14 protein-coding genes are annotated in these 17,379 nt (G+C 33.3%); 4 read left to right on the top strand and 10 right to left on the bottom strand.

Annotation, left to right across the window (positions count from 1 at the left end):
• The first annotated feature begins 113 nt into the window (after nucleotides 1-113).
• Complete coding sequence (locus PO903_RS09820; RefSeq protein ID WP_273593293.1) at nucleotides 114-1,223, top strand: DNA cytosine methyltransferase; 1,110 nt, start codon at nucleotides 114-116, stop codon at nucleotides 1,221-1,223.
• A 35-nt stretch (nucleotides 1,224-1,258) separates the two neighbouring features.
• Here the strand turns inward: PO903_RS09820 and PO903_RS09815 are convergent, their stop codons facing one another.
• The 8 genes from PO903_RS09815 to PO903_RS09785 all read right to left on the bottom strand — a co-directional run bounded on the left by PO903_RS09815 (nucleotide 1,259) and on the right by PO903_RS09785 (nucleotide 10,243).
• Nucleotides 1,259-2,872, bottom strand: a complete 1,614-nt coding sequence (locus PO903_RS09815) for an AlwI family type II restriction endonuclease (protein WP_273593292.1) — start codon at nucleotides 2,870-2,872, stop codon at nucleotides 1,259-1,261.
• Nucleotides 2,865-3,371: a hypothetical protein gene (locus PO903_RS09810; RefSeq protein WP_273593291.1), complete on the bottom strand. Its 507-nt coding sequence runs from the start codon at nucleotides 3,369-3,371 to the stop codon at nucleotides 2,865-2,867. The genes PO903_RS09815 and PO903_RS09810 overlap by 8 nt, the downstream gene beginning before the upstream one ends.
• A gap of 157 nt (nucleotides 3,372-3,528) precedes the next feature.
• Nucleotides 3,529-4,269, bottom strand: a complete 741-nt coding sequence (locus tag PO903_RS09805; RefSeq protein WP_273593290.1) for a DUF6339 family protein — start codon at nucleotides 4,267-4,269, stop codon at nucleotides 3,529-3,531.
• Between the two features lie 2 nt (nucleotides 4,270-4,271).
• The gene (locus tag PO903_RS09800) at nucleotides 4,272-5,129 is read right to left on the bottom strand and encodes a hypothetical protein (protein ID WP_273593289.1); all 858 of its coding nucleotides are present in this window, start codon (nucleotides 5,127-5,129) and stop codon (nucleotides 4,272-4,274) included.
• Nucleotides 5,119-7,062, bottom strand: a complete 1,944-nt coding sequence (locus tag PO903_RS09795; RefSeq protein WP_273593288.1) for a hypothetical protein — start codon at nucleotides 7,060-7,062, stop codon at nucleotides 5,119-5,121. Before PO903_RS09795 ends, PO903_RS09800 begins: the two co-directional genes overlap by 11 nt.
• 291 nt (nucleotides 7,063-7,353) lie before the next feature.
• The gene (locus PO903_RS22295) at nucleotides 7,354-7,524 is read right to left on the bottom strand and encodes an aspartyl-phosphate phosphatase Spo0E family protein (RefSeq protein ID WP_350339087.1); all 171 of its coding nucleotides are present in this window, start codon (nucleotides 7,522-7,524) and stop codon (nucleotides 7,354-7,356) included.
• A gap of 163 nt (nucleotides 7,525-7,687) precedes the next feature.
• Complete coding sequence (locus tag PO903_RS09790; protein ID WP_273593287.1) at nucleotides 7,688-8,353, bottom strand: hypothetical protein; 666 nt, start codon at nucleotides 8,351-8,353, stop codon at nucleotides 7,688-7,690.
• 495 nt (nucleotides 8,354-8,848) lie between these two features.
• Nucleotides 8,849-10,243, bottom strand: coding sequence for an XRE family transcriptional regulator (locus PO903_RS09785; protein WP_273593286.1), 1,395 nt, complete (start codon nucleotides 10,241-10,243; stop codon nucleotides 8,849-8,851).
• A 1,174-nt stretch (nucleotides 10,244-11,417) separates the two neighbouring features.
• On the opposite strand from PO903_RS09785, the gene PO903_RS09780 reads away from it, so the two are divergent.
• Nucleotides 11,418-12,020: a biliverdin-producing heme oxygenase gene (locus tag PO903_RS09780; RefSeq protein WP_273593285.1), complete on the top strand. Its 603-nt coding sequence runs from the start codon at nucleotides 11,418-11,420 to the stop codon at nucleotides 12,018-12,020.
• A 41-nt stretch (nucleotides 12,021-12,061) separates the two neighbouring features.
• Nucleotides 12,062-14,617: a diguanylate cyclase domain-containing protein gene (locus PO903_RS09775; RefSeq protein WP_273593284.1), complete on the top strand. Its 2,556-nt coding sequence runs from the start codon at nucleotides 12,062-12,064 to the stop codon at nucleotides 14,615-14,617.
• Between the two features lie 65 nt (nucleotides 14,618-14,682).
• Here the strand turns inward: PO903_RS09775 and PO903_RS09770 are convergent, their stop codons facing one another.
• A complete protein-coding gene (locus tag PO903_RS09770; RefSeq protein WP_273593283.1) occupies nucleotides 14,683-15,123 on the bottom strand; it encodes a hypothetical protein in 441 nt (146 codons plus the stop codon).
• A 282-nt stretch (nucleotides 15,124-15,405) separates the two neighbouring features.
• Between PO903_RS09770 and PO903_RS09765 the strand changes: the two genes are divergently transcribed.
• Entirely contained in the window at nucleotides 15,406-16,407 is a 1,002-nt protein-coding gene (locus PO903_RS09765) for a cation diffusion facilitator family transporter (RefSeq protein WP_193555934.1), read from the top strand.
• A gap of 46 nt (nucleotides 16,408-16,453) precedes the next feature.
• Here the strand turns inward: PO903_RS09765 and PO903_RS09760 are convergent, their stop codons facing one another.
• On the bottom strand, nucleotides 16,454-17,347 hold the full coding sequence (locus PO903_RS09760; RefSeq protein ID WP_273593282.1) for a LysR family transcriptional regulator: 894 nt from the start codon (nucleotides 17,345-17,347) through the stop codon (nucleotides 16,454-16,456).
• Nucleotides 17,348-17,379: the final 32 nt, after the last annotated feature.

The following is a 17,379-nucleotide window of genomic DNA, read 5'->3' as shown; positions in this document are numbered from 1 at the left end:
CTATTGTTAGAACTAGCATCTAAAATTAAATAAGAACAAATATTCTGATAAAAAATTATTATTGCTGCTTTTTTTCAGACAATAAGTTATAATTTTCTTTAGGAGGTGGCTACATGATTTTTAAAAAAGGTGAATTTTTCAATGGCCCAGGTGGTATTGCACAAGGGGCTAAGATGGCAAAAGTCATCGATAAGGATGGCGTAGAATATAAAGTCGAGCATGAATGGGCTAACGATATTGATGAATCAGCATGCCAAACATTCATACAAAATATATGTCCAGATCGTCCAGAATCAGTAATTCATCAAGATGTTAAAGAACTAGATATTGAAAAACTAACACCCGTCGATGCATTTACTTTTGGTTTTCCTTGCAACGATTATAGTATTGTAGGTGAAAAAAAAGGGCTCAATGGTGATTATGGACCTTTATATACTTATGGAATTAAGGTGTTAAGAAGGTTTCAGCCTAAGTGGTTTATTGCTGAAAATGTATCTGGTTTACAAAGTGCAAATGAAGGACAAGCTTTTAATGTTATTTTGCGCGATCTTAAAGATTCTGGATATAAGATCACTCCTCATTTATATAGATTCCAAGACTATGGTGTACCTCAAACCAGACACAGAATAATAATAGTTGGAATTAGAAATGATATAAATAAAGAATTCCGTGTACCTGCTCCTACTCATGGAATAGGTAAACTGCCTTATAAAACTGCATTAGAAGCTTTAACAATACCGCCTATTCCTATAGATGCTCTTAATGTGGAACCTACAAGGCATACATCTAAAGTGATTGAATTTTTAAATCATATTCCTGCTGGAAAAAATGCATGGTATGAAGGTATACCTTTGGAACTAAGGTTAAATGTAAAAGGTGCAAAAATGAGTCAGATCTATAGAAGACTTCATCCAGAACAACCTTCTTATACTGTAACTGGTAGTGGTGGCGGTGGAACACATATGTATCATTGGAGTGAACCGAGAGCACTAACTAACCGTGAACGTGCAAGATTACAAACTTTTCCAGATGACTATGAATTTAAAGGTGGTAAAGAAAAAGTAAGACAACAAATTGGAATGGCTGTTCCTCCTGAAGGCGCAAAAGTTATTATCGAAGCTATATTAAAAACATTCGCCGGTATTGAATATGAAAGTATTGATTCTAAATGGAATGATGGACATTTCGTTCTTGAACCAGAACTTGATTTTAGTACTGTATAACAAAAGGTAGAGTGCTCATAAGCGCTCTGCCTTTTTCATTTTTCTATAGCTGATAAGAATTTTCCAATTGTAGTATAACCAGTATTATTAATAGCTTTTAGAAATAATTCTACTCGTTCTTTTTCAGAAAGATTATTATCAATACAATAATCTAAAAATCCCAGAAGAACATTTGCACTAAGCATAAATCCTTCAATAGATCGATCTGCTATTACTCTTTTTGTTAATTGAGTAATCTTTTCAAGATTTTTTTCTCCTGATAAATTTGAAGCAGTTACATAACCAAAAAAACTAATCTTTCTTCCATCATATTCATCATAATTTGGTAGATATTCAGATGCCATATGTGAAACTAAATTTGCAGAAAGATTAAATTTAGTACGATAATTTTTAGCATCTACAATACCCATAATATTATCTCCATACTTTAGTAGAATCTCGATTTCAGTTTTTACATTAGCCATAGATTTAGGACGCATTTCCACCTCAAAGCCGATAGACTTAAATATTTCACCAGTTTTATCTTCAAAAGTTAAATTGTTTAATTCATTTAAATATTCTTCAACAAAATCAACATTTAATGTTTTATGTTCTACTTTTATGAATTCATCTGCAAGTTGTGTGGCTTCTTTCAATGAGAATTCATTCTCAAAAATTTCTATTAATTCTTCGTGACTTAATGCATCAATATTAGGATATGAAGAAAGTAAACTATTAGCTTTTTTATAACTTTTAATTTTATTAGTTGCTGGACGAATTTTTTCATAATTATTGACTTTATAACTTTCAATATCTAAACCGTTATTTTCTGCCATACGTTGAAGAGAAATAAGATATCGAGAATTAAAAGGAAAGCGATAATCATACTCATTTATTTTGCTAGTAACTTCATCAGACTTCTTCGGTTCAATACGAATGGCTTCTCCACGAATATATTCCACTAAACCTGTGTACTCACTAATAAGCATGAATGTGTGTGCTACATCTCCGTGTGCACTAGCAAAATCTCGTGCTCCTTTATCTGAGCGTTCTCGATGATCAAATTGGGTAGCTACTTCTTGTTTCATATTTTTCTTTACTACTGAATCAGCATTTCTAAAATCAAAAATCTTATTTGTGATTTCAACTATTTGATTATCTTTTTGAGCAGTCAAAGCGAAAAAAGTAATTTCTTCTTTGGTAAGATAATAATCTAGCTTTTCTTGATTTGTTAATTTAATAAGAAATCTGGCTGGACGAATTTTAAAACTAGACTCAAATTGTGGACGAAAACCGGATTCTAGAAAGTAAGCATTAGGAATTTGGAGAGTTAAGATCTGCTTCGTTACATTTTCTCTAATCTTTTTACCTTCTATTAACTTCTTTCCAACTTTCGTCAACTTTAAAAATCCCTGATCATCTGTATATATATACGAGAATGTTTTCAACATGGCAGCCCATGTTCTTCCGCCTGATCCATCATTACTTACATTCTCACGTTTGACACCGTGTCTATATAGAGAACGCTCATACTCAAGATGTGCTTCTCTATTAGCAGACCATTTAATATTAAAACTATTTGTTGCATCAGATAAAGCTAATAATGCTTCTCTATGAAATTTAGGATCTCTTTCAGGACGAGTAATAAACCAAATTTTACGTTCAGCCATTTTCATCCTCCTTATGATTTATTATTTTAATAATGCGATCGTAAGCATCAATTTCTTCTTTTGAAACAATGCTATCGAATCCTTGAATTGTATCAAAATAAAATTTTAAATTATTTAAAGATTCAGCTAGTTCCTTATCATGTTGAAGTAAATGATCTAGATCGTCTGAGTTTAAATCATTCAAAATCGAACTAATATCAAGTACATCATTACCAAGGATGTCTTCTAAATTGAATGGCTTCAACTGATTTTTAGTGTTACCTGATAATTTATTCATTGCAGATAACATTTTTAAGAATGAGGAAATTCGCATATCTTCTAAATCATTAAATGTACGATTAAACCAGTTATTATTTCTACCAGAATTCATACTAATTTCATGATGACTGATCTTATTATCATGAAGAATTTTATCTATGTTTCTTGTAAACCTATAAATTAAAATTTTTTTCATCAATGACTCTAATAATTCTTTATCGCCTTTAAATAAATCAGACATTCTAATCACCTTCTCGCAACTTATTCCTTACTTTATGATAACTATTTTTCTGGTCTCTCTAATATACTCATGAGTGTACATTTTCCTACACAATATTTTATTTTAATATTTAAAATTAAAAGCCTCTTTTCAGTTTTTACTGATAAGAGGCTTTTGGTTAATTTAATATATCTAATTTCTTTTTGATTATTTTCTCAAGATCGCTCTGTTCTAATGCATCTAATATGGTTACTCCACCTAATTGATTTAAATATTTCATTAAACTTCTAAACTGTTCTCTATTTATAGAATTATCATATATTTTTTTTTCTTCAAGTAAGACCGATAGAACTGCTTTAGTTACATTTTTATTTTTAGAAAATGTTCTTTCTAAAAGATTTTGTGCAATATCTGCCTTTGACAGCAAAAATCTAGTCAACTCAAAATGATCTTCACGAGTTTCATCATATGATACATATCCATACCACCATAAACGAGCTATTCCGTTACGAACTAAAGCTCTACTTTTATTACTCATAAAGAAGTAACGTTGTTTAATAGAATCTTCTGGTTTTTCATTACTTAAATAAGATTCTATAGGCCATCTTTTACGCATATAATTCCAAAATATCTCATGAGTTAAATAAACCCATAACCTTTCATCAATCGCTTGAATAATAGTAAGATGTTTTAATGCATCATATACTTTTATTGTATTCTCAATGTCAAAATGTAAAGTATCGCTTTGGGGCAAGTGCAAATCAATATCTCGGATATTGATTTTTGAATTAAAGCTCCAATTAGGTTCTCCTATGAAATTATCAATCCAAGGTGTATTAGATTTATACCTATTTAAATTACTTACAATATTTATTCTCATTTTTTCAAGTGTATTGTCATTTACATACTTTAAGTTCAAATTTATACCTCCTCCACAATAATTTTTAAAAAATTTAATGCTTCTTCTATGGGATTACCAATTAATTCTTGTGCTACTAGTATGCTAGAATTATTTTCTAAATCGCCCATTCTCATATCAATATTAATTTTCAAAAGATGTTTATTAATTACGTGGTACCATCTTAAATCCTCAAAATCAATGCTATCGTTACTTTTTATAGTTTCAAAAGTTTGTACTAATGCAGGAATTATAAATAATGAAGCTATTAATTTATTTGAATTATGATCCAATGAAATTAAGCTATAGTTTTTATAATTACTTTGTGAAAGTTTTATAATTATTTTTTCTCCTGAGGAATCAATATCGAAATGTGGAGCATCATCATTATAATCTGGTTGTACTGAAAATATAGAAGGTATTTTTTGTAAAGAATCTATATCTTTCTCTGCATGAAAAATTCTGTCCCGATCAATTGCAAGTATATCTCCTGCATTAACAGAAAAAACAGTTCCACTGTAATCCTCATGAAATTCTTCTAAAAAATAATTTTTCATATTTTCTGAAGCTAATACAAATGAGCAAATTTCTACTTTTCCTTCCAATTTTTCAGAAGGTATTTCAAAATTAAATTTAGGATCGTATGAACTAAATAATTTTCTAAATCTAGTAGAAGAACAATCAATTAAAAAAGCATATTTAGCTTTTTTTTCATTAATAATATTTGTAATACCTTTGCAATCTGTATCACAAATTGCTTCGAATGAATAATTTTCTAATGATTCGGAAGAATTAAGATTAGTGGAAAAATAACTATTAATAATATCATCTGAATAATAAGATAATACTGGATAAGGATATTGACGCTGACTAATTAACATACATTATTACCTCCAACGCATAACGATCAGTTTCTTTTAAACTTATCTCCAACTCGGTTTTACTACCTCTCATAAAAGGCACTGTAAGTATTCTCTTATGGTCATTACTCAAAGTTAACTCCTGCTTTGAATCAAATAAGATGGCTGATTTGATTTCGACTATCTCTCCATCCAATTCTCCTTTAATTCTAAAAGATAAATCTATTAGTCCCTTTCGATCAGCTCGAAGTGATACTTTATACAAACCTTGATTAGAGTCGACACAAAAAACTCTTTTTTGCGTAAGTTTGAGATTCTTACTTAATATATTTTCACTAGATTTATTTTTTGCGTTATTATTAACTTCACTATCATCAATAATAATATCTTTTGAATGACCATCATTATTAGACTTTCTTGCTCCAGGATCACTATCTTTTTTTTCTTTTCCATTAGCTTTATTGGAAGGCACAAGGGCATTCTCATAATGAGATTGATTTCCTTGATTATCAAGCCTTCCTTTATTTTCTTTTGCATTTTCTTTTTCGCTTTCCTCAAATGTTGGATTTTTTATTTTAAGAGGATTACTAATAATTTTTATTTCTTTTGGAATTGATTTTTCTCCATATTCACTATTAGATTGATTTAAAGTTCCATTCTCGTGGTCATCAGGAAGATATTCATTTAAACCTTCTACGTCTAACATTTCAGGAATACTATCTAAAGTAATTGATTTAATATTCTCGGACATCCATTTATATAGCTTTTTTATTATACTTTTTGCATATTTTGGATCTTCATGCCTTTCTGGTTCCCAGGCATCATGAGCAGGTGGTTCAATGAGTCTAAGAAATTCATTAATTTGATCGCCTTTAACAATTAATACACCCGCGAATTTAGAAACTGTTCTGAATGCACCCTTATCATATATTTTCATACCAGTACTTCTCATCATAGCTACTTTTTTTGGCATATCATTCCCTATCAAAACATGAAATTCTATTTCACCTAGATTTTCAAAGTTTTTTTCATAAAAACGTTTTACATTAGAAAGAGTATATGATTCGTAATATTTATATGAGAGGCATTCTTTATCATTTTTAGTATACTTCTCAAGGTACTCAGAAATTGTTTGATCATTAATTTCGTTTTCTCCTATTTTTGCTACTAACTTTTTATCTAAAATTGCAATAAAAAAATTTTCTAACACTGATTTTATTATCTTTGACTCCCAATCTTTGTCCATATCAAAACCGCTTACAAATACATCAGTACCTATTTCATCTCTTTTGAAGAATTCGTGAATTTGATTTGGATCTAATATAGGAGAATTTTTTCCACTTTCTCCATAATATCCTGTACCTTGAGTCTCAATTTCATCTAAACTTTCATGTGTAACTAACTTAGAAACTCCTTGAAAAGCTTGTATTCCTTTAATATCTTTGGTCCCATAGAATACTGTTCTTAAACTAGAACATGCAAAAGGAGCATTTTTTCCAATCCCAAAAGAACCTCCTGACCCTGCATCTTTGTTTGAAGAACCAACAGATTTAATAAGATTTTGCCATTCACCAATTCGATCTTGGCCTGCATTTTGTAATCCTGTAGTATTGTAGTCACTAATCTTTAAAATAAACAATTTGTCTCCATTAATTTTTTTTAAAGCTTCATTAAAAAAGTTAATTGTTTTTGTATCATTTTCCCAAAATTTTTTACATGCATTAAGTATATCAATATAATTGTTTTTATCTGGAAAATCAGAAGTATTAATAGTTTCTAGAGTAAAATGAACTTCTACTGGTTTATCAATTTGATGATTTTTAGCATCACAAGAATTTTGAATAATTTCTCTAGCTAATGAATTGAGTGGTGAGCTTTTAAAAGTTTCTATTCCAGCATCGTTTAATCCTGCTCTTTGACCATGATTGTTAGAAGGAAAGTTCCAATTGATCATATAATCCCCTTTTTCTTTTAGATTAAATATGTACATCCTAATTTATTATTTAATTGTATATAAAAGGATAAATTACATATATATTTATTAATCGGATAAAATACTAAATAATTTAGGATTATTTTTTGGTTCTTAATATTTCTTTTTAATTAAGTAACTTAAATTATTTCAAAAAGGTAGAATAATTATTTAGTTGATAGAGTACTTAAAAGATTGATTATTTACGTTTTGAATTTATTGTAAATTTATATACATGATATATTTTCAATCAGATCTAGATCGTCGTTAAAATTAATAGCGAATTTTATTTTTTGTATCATTGTTATGCTGGATTTCTATTTTTCTATAGGCATTGAGACAGGTGTCTAAATATTGAGATTGTTTTAAAACTTTGAGATCGGCCAGCCCGTATTTATTAACTAGTCGATGAAGCTTAACACGTTCTTTTTCGACTTTGATCATGAGACTATATTTTTGCATCCTTCTCACAACCTTCCTAAAATTTCATCCTTTTCTTTATTTTAGTATTAGATAATAAAAAATCTATTTTAGAATTTAAGGTAATTTAATAATATCAATAAAAAAGGACACCCTATCTTAGAATAGGATGTCCTTTTTTTATTTTTTAAGAGCCTTGCGGATGACAAATTGCTGATCTTTTCAAGGTAGCTGTGTAGTGAAAGTTCTGATACATTGGTGTTCCAGCTACTTCTACACCAGTACGCTGTGTTCCAGAATAAAATATTTTTGCTGTATATTTATCTGGACGAGATATTGTCACAGGATCTGGAATCCATTGAGTCATTGGTACAAACCCATTTAATTTTGAATATGCGCTAACATTTGTGATAGTGCATAGTTCTACTTTTACATCAGCATATCCAACGATAGAAAAAACTTTACCATCATAAATCATAATATCCCAATTTTCCAAAGCAGTAGGTGTTACTTTATCACTTATTTCTTCGCTTACTTCTTTACCACTTTGGTCTAATGAATAAAATACATATGCAGCATATTCATCAACAGAATTTATTTTCAAAAGAGATTGTGAAGTTATTTCTTTTTGCGGTGCTTTAGTTAAGCTACCTTCAATACCTGCTGCTTTTTGTACTTCTTCATACGTTTTATATTTCCCAGCATATTTTGTTAAATATGACGGATCGACGATATCTGCAACACTTAATGATTGAGCAGGACTTTTAATATCTTTGCTTTCGCTTGCTGAAGTTACCGAAATACAAGAAAAGAAAAAGACTAGTGTAAGTACTCCATAAATGAGTTTCTGCATAATTTTTCCTCCTGGCATCTTTGTGATATGGTATATATAGATCAAACAAAGGAGTGATTATTGTGGAATGGGGTACAATTTTGCCATTTGTATTGTTCGCATTCGGTATTGTATTATTTGGTCTTTTCCTTTATGGATTCATTACCTTTATAAGATATTTAAAAAGAAAACAGTAATTGAACTGGGAATGGCATATTTATAATTGTCATTCCTATTAATAAGTCTAGTCATTAATACACTCCAATGTATTCTCCTCAATAAAAGTTCAACTTCCCTCCTTCTCTTTAAGCAAAATTAATAGCCCCGCCTTACGTCCCCTTATTTTAGTATAAGTTAACAAAAATACCATTTTTAGATTCAAGGTGAATTTTTTACATATGCTAATTCAAAATAAAAAGCAGATAACCTTAAATGGTTATCTGCTTTTTGACTTAATTTCCGTATCCGTGTGATAAAGTTTGTATAATACTCATATTATCTAATAAAAATAACAGACTAATAAATAAAGATGTTGAAGTCCAGACCATAAGTCTCTGCTTCATTTTTGCACTCCTTTCTACAGATGTTATTAAATTGCTGAATTTGTTTACTGGAAGCAAATGCACGAAAAACTTCGAATAAACCCATTGACTTGCTAATACTTTCTTTACTTTGAATTTGTACTGCATCTTGCATACTATCTAACAATTTAGCTATTCCCCTAGAATATTCCTTCTTTCTAAAACAATAAATTGCATATTTCTGATTTAAATTAGAATAATCTAATATCTGAAATTCTTTTTTATAATGCCCTGTCATTCCTACATGTGTAGTTTTATCTTCTAAGTAATCACTAAAAGAACTTAATGTATTGTCTATATAATATTTGTACTTATTAGCTGACTCCAATAAAGCTGTTATTCCTTTAATAATCTCACTCTCATTCTCTCTTAGAAGCTTAACATACTCAGAAAGCACATCTTTATTTCCAGTTTTCACATCAATAGACAATAAATTTGCTTTAGCAAAAAAACTAAATTTTTTAACTTCTTTTTTCCCATCGTCGTCTAGATCGTCTAACCAACTTAAATCACTATACCCTGTTATCCATTTTCTCGATTCTTCATAATTCTCAGTAAGTTCATAGTAAGTTGCTTTAAGAAGATAGCTTTGTCCATAATAGTAGACAAATGGTCTTTCTGTTATAAAGCTTTCAACTTTCCAACTTTTATTTTCATAAATAGCATGAGATAGACTATATAATTCGTCTGCGTACTTTTCAACTTCTTCCAATTCTTCTCGTACTGCAAAAAAATGCGTTAGCATTAGTAGTCCATTTAAAGCCAAATGTTCCGGGATTCGGTGGCGATAAGGTATAAATTGCATAGCTGATTTGACGCCTAATTTATTATCAGAACGGTTCATTTGAAAAAGTCGATAATAGCTAATACCTAAGCGTTCCGATTGGTTAGATTTCTCCGTTTGAACAACACATTTATACATAACAGCTGCTGCTTCGTAATAGACTAATTGATACATTTCTTCACCAACATCAAAAATAAATCCGATCTGCTTGAGATCATCGGCTAATCGGTTAACTATGTCTTCTACACAATCTGTTCTTCCAATAGCTGCGCAACGTAATAAAAATGGCCTTAATCTACGTCCATGTGCCCCTTCACGAAAGCAATCCTCAATATAAATATGATAATAATATCCTTCAGGTAATTTCATATATTCAGTAAGTGTATCTAGCATTTTAATAGACAAAACTTTGGGTGGATTACCATTAATGACTCCACTTAAGATGCCACGGTTAATATCTGTTGCTATTGAAAGCTCAGTTATATTCATACTTTCTTCTATCAGGAATTGCTTTAGTTCGTGCTGGATAGTCTTAGCTTTTTCCACTAAAAGCCCTCCATCTATGTATAGTGAAAACATCCTTCTACTGTAAACTTTTAGATTATTGAAATTATATTCTTGATTCCTTGTATAGTCAATTTTGAATTAGTGTATTTTTGGTATCCCTATTGCCATATATAGTTAAACAGTAAAATTAAACTTAAATTATCATTTAATTGATCTTTCAGTATGTATAAATTATAAATTTGTGGAAACTTTAAAGGATTTAAAAGAACATATTATTTTCTTCACTTTATATAAAAAAATAGTATAAAATGGAATAAAAGATAAATGGATGATCTATAGAGGAGGGTATTTATGGCTTGGGGAGCGATTTTGCCGTTTGTGTTATGGATAGTCATGCTTGGGTTATTTGGACTGTTCTTATACGGGTTTATCGTGTTTATTTCTTATTTGAAACGGAAACAGTAAAGCTATACAAAAGGATATCTATGTACTTATTCTTTTAGCACAACATAATAGCAACTTTAAAAGCTTGCTTCTTGTCTCCTTCACCAGACAATCGAAGTAGGCTTTTTCATTTTAAAACTTTGCACTGTTGTATAAAAAGCGAGGACGATCACACCGACAATAAAAATAGCAAAACTATAGATTAATATGTCCATAGCAATACATTTCACATCCTTACTTACGGTATTTTTTCAGTTCTACAGATTAGATACTTATAGAAGATATACTGACACCTACTATATTGTGATTATTTTTTCCAATTGTATTTCATAAAACGTTCTTCTGGCTTAGTATATTTGGACATATGCTCTCAAAGACCGAAAGAGATGTTTGAGTAATATTCATTGTTTTTAGATACGGCTACTTGTATTTCAAATTTTAGACACTTTTGAATGAATAGATTGGGCTAATTTCACTTAAACAGCACTTTCATCCAGTACGATACACATGATAAAATAGATAGAATGAAAATGAGTACGCAAATGTGTTGCTTCTATAGAAGAAACCTAATTTCGTTATCCTCATTTTGTTGTATTCATCACATGCTTGTACTATACTTTAACTCCCCAGCGATCCAATTTTTTCTATTCGATCGATGTACGATAGTTCGTATTTTCTGGATGATACTAATCGTAAATATAGACATACCTTGTAATTCTATAACTTATTATTAAGTAACTTATTAATCAATATTAAGGTGAGATGATAAATGACAATTGAATTACTTGATCGCTTACGCAAAGATACGGCTGTATACCATGAACAAATAGAAGGTAATTTCTATGCCAAAGGTATTATGGCGAAATCGCTCACTTTGGATGAGTATCGCACTTATCTTGCGAAGTTCTATGGCTTTTTAAAACCTTTAGAACAACAAGCTGTCCAGCATATGGGTAAGCTTGGGTCTAATTCTGGTTTTGATATGAACGTACGTGCCAAATCTCCTTTGTTGGAGCAAGATTTGATTCACTTAGGTATGACTGTAGAAGAGATACACCAATTGCCTTTGTGCACAGACTTACCGGATATTTCAACGCCTGCACGAATGTATGGAGCTTTTTATGTGATCGAAGGGTCTACACTGGGTGGACAGATTATTACGAAGCAGTTAATGAAGTTCTTGCCTGTTGATCCTGAAGGTGGTCTGCATTACTTTAATGCGTATGGTGCAGAGACTCGTGCCCAATGGTCGGCTTTTCGTGATCTATTGTTGCAGACAGGCGTCACCGAAGAAGATAAAGAAAACATTATATCTACCGCTAAAGAAACTTTCCGATTACTTGATCTATGGTTAAGTACCCATCCTAACTAGCAAAAGAATAACATCATGATCTACAGGAGGCTAACCAATCCATGGCTGGTACAAATAATAATGAATATGATTTATTAAATCGTACACTTCTTACCGAAGGTAAATTTACAACTCAGGAACCGATCGATCTGACCAATTGTGATAAAGAACCGATTCATATTCCCGGGCAAATTCAACCTCATGGTGTCTTACTAGCCATCACCAAAGATGATGAGCATACCATTGTACAAGCTAGTCGCAATACGATGACTTTATTCGGTGTAGAAGCAGAAGAGTTATTAGGTCAACCTCTCGCTACACTGATCGGTGAAGAACAACTTATCGCTCTACTCCAATATGATCTCAGTACACAATCTACTTCTGATCTACAATATACACGTTTGAATATTAATGTTCAGGATACAATTACTGAATTTTTTGTGATTTTGCATGAAAGTGAAGGGCTGCTTATTTTAGAGTTCGAATTAGATACGATTGACGAACATACGGTAGCGAATGATTTTGAATGGATTCGTACCTTTTTTGGACGGGTCAAGCAGACTAAGAGTCGTAATGAAGCCAGTCAGGTTGCCGCAGAGCAAATTAAACAAATGCTTGGATATGACCGTGTGATGATCTATGAATTCGATGAGAACTGGAATGGTAAAGTCATTGCTGAAGCAAAAGAAGCGGAGTTAGAACCTTTTCTAGGACACAACTATCCGGCTTCTGATATTCCCAAACAAGCTCGTCAGTTATATCTACGCAATTGGTTACGTACCATTGTAGATGTCCATTATACGCCAGTAGAGATTATCCCTACAGTGCAACCGATAACGGGTAAGCCGCTCAACTTAAGTCTGTCTATTTTGCGTAGTGTCTCTCCTTTGCATATTGAATATCTGCATAATATGGGCGTTGGCGCAACGGTAACGATCTCGCTTATTCATGATAATCAGCTATGGGGATTAATTACCTGTCACCATTATTCACCTAAATATATTCCTCACCGTGTTCGTAACCTGTGTAATTTTCTAGGTTCGTTCTTCTCTAGCGAATTGTATCAACGACAACAGATTGATGATTATGAATCTGAAATAGCAATGCGCCGTCAGGCTGCTCGAATTGCAGATGTATTTATACGTAATACCAGCTTTGTACGTGTGATTGAGCAATTACAAGAAGAGGAAAAAACATTGCTTGATCTGATGAGTGCTTCTGGCGCAGCCATTAGCTATCAGGATAAATTATTGTTATATGGACAGACCCCTACTGCTGGACAAGTCCGCGAACTTGCCGGTTGGTTAGGTGGCAAAGCCAAAAATTACGTCTATGCTAATTCGCGTCTTAGTCTAGATTATGAACCTGCCAAAGCCTATAAAGAAAAAGCATCTGGAGCGCTCTATCTTGCTCTTTCTCCAGGGCAACAAAATTATATTATCTGGTTCCGCCCTGAAGTGCTTCAAATTGTAGAATGGGCAGGAGATCCAGTCAAAGCTGTGATTCAAGATAATGATGGTATGCGCCTTTCTCCACGTAAATCTTTTGAGAAATGGAGACAAGTGGTTCAGTCGACTTCATTCCCGTGGAAAACAAAAGAAATCAACATCTTGCCTGAACTCAAAACGATTGTTCATCGGCAAACAGAGAATCAATTGCAACAAGTAGAAGAATTAGCACTGCAAAATGCACGTATTTTACGTCAAAATGAGCAACGCTATTTGCAATTAATGGAACTGTCTCCTGTTGCTTTTCTGACGATTACCAATGGGCAAATTATCTATTCGAACAGTGAAGCTGTCGAGTTATTCGGAGCTAAAAGTACACAAGGTCTGATTGGCAAAGATTTCGCTCAATATATCAGTAAATCATCTCAAACAGATATGCAAAAAAGTTTGGAAGAATTGCAGGAAAATGTAGTACAGCTTATCTCAACCAATGGATTCTTTACCGATGTCGATCAGAATGTAATGCAACTGGAAGTAACATTAACTTCGATCACGTATGGTGGTCAACCTTCCGTCATGATGATTGCACGGTTGATGGCTTCCAATGTTGAGCAGACAGAAGCCTATACTACACTATCTGATCAACTGCATAGCTATCTCGCAACCGATCCATTAACGGATATCCCTAATCGACCTGCTTTTGAAAAAGCCTTAGAATTAAACTGGGCAAATGCAATAACCGAGCAAAAACCTCTTGCTTTACTATTGGTAGATCTGGACAGTCTACGTGCTTACAATGCGGTACATGGACTCAATGGTGGCGATCTATGCTTACAATGGGTAGCTGATGTACTCACGATGATTGGAAGTATCCATGAAGCGACGATTGCTCGATTTAGCGGTGGTGCATTTACAGTAATGTTAGTTGGAGCAGATCAAGAACAGGCAGGAAGTCTAGCTGAAGAAATCAGTCAAAGTGTGCTTGCTCTACAGATTCCACGTGACTCATCCAATTCAGGTGAATTTATGACCGTAACGATTGGTGGCGTATCTATGATTCCGAACGCTTCCCTACAACCTACAGACTTGATTGATCAAGTCGAAAGATCGTTAATGAAAGCCAAAAACAAAGGTAAAAATCAGATTTTCTGCTGTGAAGCTCAATATTAATTATTATATATAGACAAACCCCTTTATCTCTTTCCTTATTTATAAGATCGTAGATAAAGGGTTTTTTAGTCTTGCTTCATATCATTGTATCTTTTCTCATTTTCAGTCCATGAATAGATGCCTGCGATGATTCCCACGGTGACTATAATAATAACGATTGCGATCAACGTTGTTGGCGTAAATAAAGTGAGCCATTCACTCCATGTCGATCCATAACTAAATAATTGAAAGATTGCAATAATCGCCAATAATACCAATGCTGTGCGTATACTTTGCCAGATCATATTAAAAGCAAAGCCTCGTTTTCTTGCTTCATGCCATTTCTGATAAAACTTCTTCTCATACCGTTTGTATGTCACTTCTCTGTATATTGCGATACCGATAAGGATCATCAATCCGATATAGTACCAGATCGGATAATCAATCTTAGTGATGAGTGGAATCAACAATAATACCAGACTTGTGACTATCGTTCCTATAAGTTGTACCGCTCGTTCCCGGTTCATATGTATACTCCTTTCGTCTGCTCATTCTGTTCTGCTACCTTTTACATCTACTCCTATCTATTGTAGCATTACTACATTTGCCATCTCCACTCTATATGTTATTACCTACTTATTGATTATGTTTACAGTATCATATTGATCATAAAATTTCTTGTATCCTATGTTTGCAGACGTTATATTACAAAAAAAAAGCGTTTCGACTTTTGCTAAAACGTGTATTAATACAGGTTGAAAGGCTTGTCCAAACAACATACATAGAACAGATTAGGGGGCTATATCGAAGTGGCTGAACAACCAAAAAAAGAAAGTTTCATGTCTTTAGTCAAAAAAGGAAACAAATCTTCGGCTGTAGCGATGACAGGTAATGCGGTACTAGCAATTTGTAAAGGCGGAGCCTTTCTAGTCAGTGGTAGTGGAGCCATGTTCGCTTCTGCGATGCATTCACTAGCAGATGCGGTTAATCAAGGATTTGTTTTTGTCGGCAGTGTATTATCTGAGAAAAAGCCAACCCCTCGTTTCCCTACAGGGTTCGGGCGAGTGATTAATATTTTCTGTATGATTGCTGTTATTGTCGTTACGATTATGGCGTATGAGACGATTCATGAAGGTATTCACTTGTTGCAACATCCAGTCGCTCATTCTGGCGGTGTATGGATAAATATTGCAGTCCTTGTGCTTAATATTTTGATCGACGGAGCCATTCTAATCAAAGCGATGAAAGAGATTTTGAAAGAAGCACGTGCTCCTGAAGCCAAAGGCTTTGCACTGATGCCTGCGGCTTTCAAAAATGTAGGACGTGCGGCTCCACCTACACGCCTTGTATTTTATGAAGATATTGTAGCTGTACTTGGTGCTCTGTTTGCTTTGATTTCTGTCGTTGTGATTGCTTTGACTAACTTTGCACTTCTCGATGGTATCGTCACTACATTAATCGGGCTACTCATGATCGCTGTCGCTTTCCGTGTCGGTTATGACAATATGATCGGACTGATCGGTGTTGCGGCTCCGCAAGATATCGAAGACAAAGTATCACAAACGATTCTTGCTGATGAACAAGTTGCTGATATTCAAATGATGCGTATTATTCAAGAAGGACGCTACTATCATGTAGAAGGTCTGATTGAACTACACAAAGGATTAACTCTTGCTGATGCAGATGATATCAAGTTCCGTATTCAGCAGAACTTGATGACCAACCCTGATATTGCTGACGCTTCGATTTCAATTATTGAAGACGATGGTATTCATAGTTGGGACAAAAAACAAGCAGATGTATTGAAATAATCCATGTGCTATCGAGCCTCTAGTCCACTGGTTATCTTACAGTGAACTAGAGGCTTTTTGTATTGTGAGCAAAATGCTTTTGGATCAACTCTATAAACATCTGAGCAGCAACACTCATATAGCGATCGGTACGATGCAATAATTCGATACTGCGTACAGGAGCATCATTCACAATCGGGATCGCTATTAATTGATCATCCGGTAGATCTTCGAGCAAAGCATGAGGGTGAATACTGAACCCGATACCTGCTTTGACCAGTTGTAACTGTGAAGCGGCTGATCCGTTGTCCATCAATGTCTGTACTTTCCAACCTTTCGATTGAAAGCAATCATCTATTAATTTACGTCCAACAAAACCAACAGGATACAAGATCAACGGTAACTGTAACAATTCTTCTAATTCAATCTCCACACGTTGAGTTAATGCATGACCTGAAGGAACAAATAAACTATAGGTTTCGGTACTCAACGGAACCTGCACCATACGTCGATCCAGTACACCAGACAATCCTATTCCAATATCCACTTTATCTTCAATAACCATGTCATGAATTTCAATCGTAGGAACAATTTCTAAGCGCACATTAGGAAATAACTGATGAAAAGCAATCCAGATCGCTCCCATCCGATAATCCAGATCCGAAGGCAAAACAGCGATTCGTAGTGTTCCCCGTTGATTGACCTGTAACTCAGCAATCGACATTTTGGCATTTTGTAGATCACGTAACATTTGTGTGCTGTATTGTTGAAGTAATTTGCCAGCTTCAGTAATTCTTATTTTTTTGCCGATACGATCAAATAAAGGCGTGCTCAGTTCATCTTCTAACACTTTAATCTGCTGACTGAGTGTGGGTTGAGAAATCCCTAATCGGTCTGCCGCTTTGGTAAAATGTAACTCTTCGCATACCGTTATAAAATACTGCAATTGACGTAATTCCATCTTCGTCCTCCTCTTATCCTACTCTTTGCTAA

Source organism: Paenibacillus sp. PK4536 (assembly GCF_028594455.2).
In the GTDB taxonomy this organism is placed as follows: Bacteria; Bacillota; Bacilli; order Paenibacillales; family Paenibacillaceae; genus Saccharibacillus; species Saccharibacillus nuruki.
This window is presented reverse-complemented; position numbering and strand designations above follow the sequence as displayed.

Bases quoted from the DNA above. Each gene is read 5' to 3' on its own strand.
- PO903_RS09820 (WP_273593293.1), top strand. From the start codon at position 114: ATGATTTTTAAAAAAGGTGAATTTTTCAATGGCCCAGGTGGTATTGCA.
- PO903_RS09815 (WP_273593292.1), bottom strand. From the start codon at position 2,872: ATGGCTGAACGTAAAATTTGGTTTATTACTCGTCCTGAAAGAGATCCT.
- PO903_RS09810 (WP_273593291.1), bottom strand. From the start codon at position 3,371: ATGTCTGATTTATTTAAAGGCGATAAAGAATTATTAGAGTCATTGATG.
- PO903_RS09800 (WP_273593289.1), bottom strand. From the start codon at position 5,129: ATGTTAATTAGTCAGCGTCAATATCCTTATCCAGTATTATCTTATTAT.
- PO903_RS09795 (WP_273593288.1), bottom strand. From the start codon at position 7,062: ATGATCAATTGGAACTTTCCTTCTAACAATCATGGTCAAAGAGCAGGA.
- PO903_RS22295 (WP_350339087.1), bottom strand. From the start codon at position 7,524: ATGATCAAAGTCGAAAAAGAACGTGTTAAGCTTCATCGACTAGTTAAT.
- PO903_RS09790 (WP_273593287.1), bottom strand. From the start codon at position 8,353: ATGCAGAAACTCATTTATGGAGTACTTACACTAGTCTTTTTCTTTTCT.
- PO903_RS09780 (WP_273593285.1), top strand. From the start codon at position 11,418: ATGACAATTGAATTACTTGATCGCTTACGCAAAGATACGGCTGTATAC.
- PO903_RS09775 (WP_273593284.1), top strand. From the start codon at position 12,062: ATGGCTGGTACAAATAATAATGAATATGATTTATTAAATCGTACACTT.
- PO903_RS09770 (WP_273593283.1), bottom strand. From the start codon at position 15,123: ATGAACCGGGAACGAGCGGTACAACTTATAGGAACGATAGTCACAAGT.
- PO903_RS09760 (WP_273593282.1), bottom strand. From the start codon at position 17,347: ATGGAATTACGTCAATTGCAGTATTTTATAACGGTATGCGAAGAGTTA.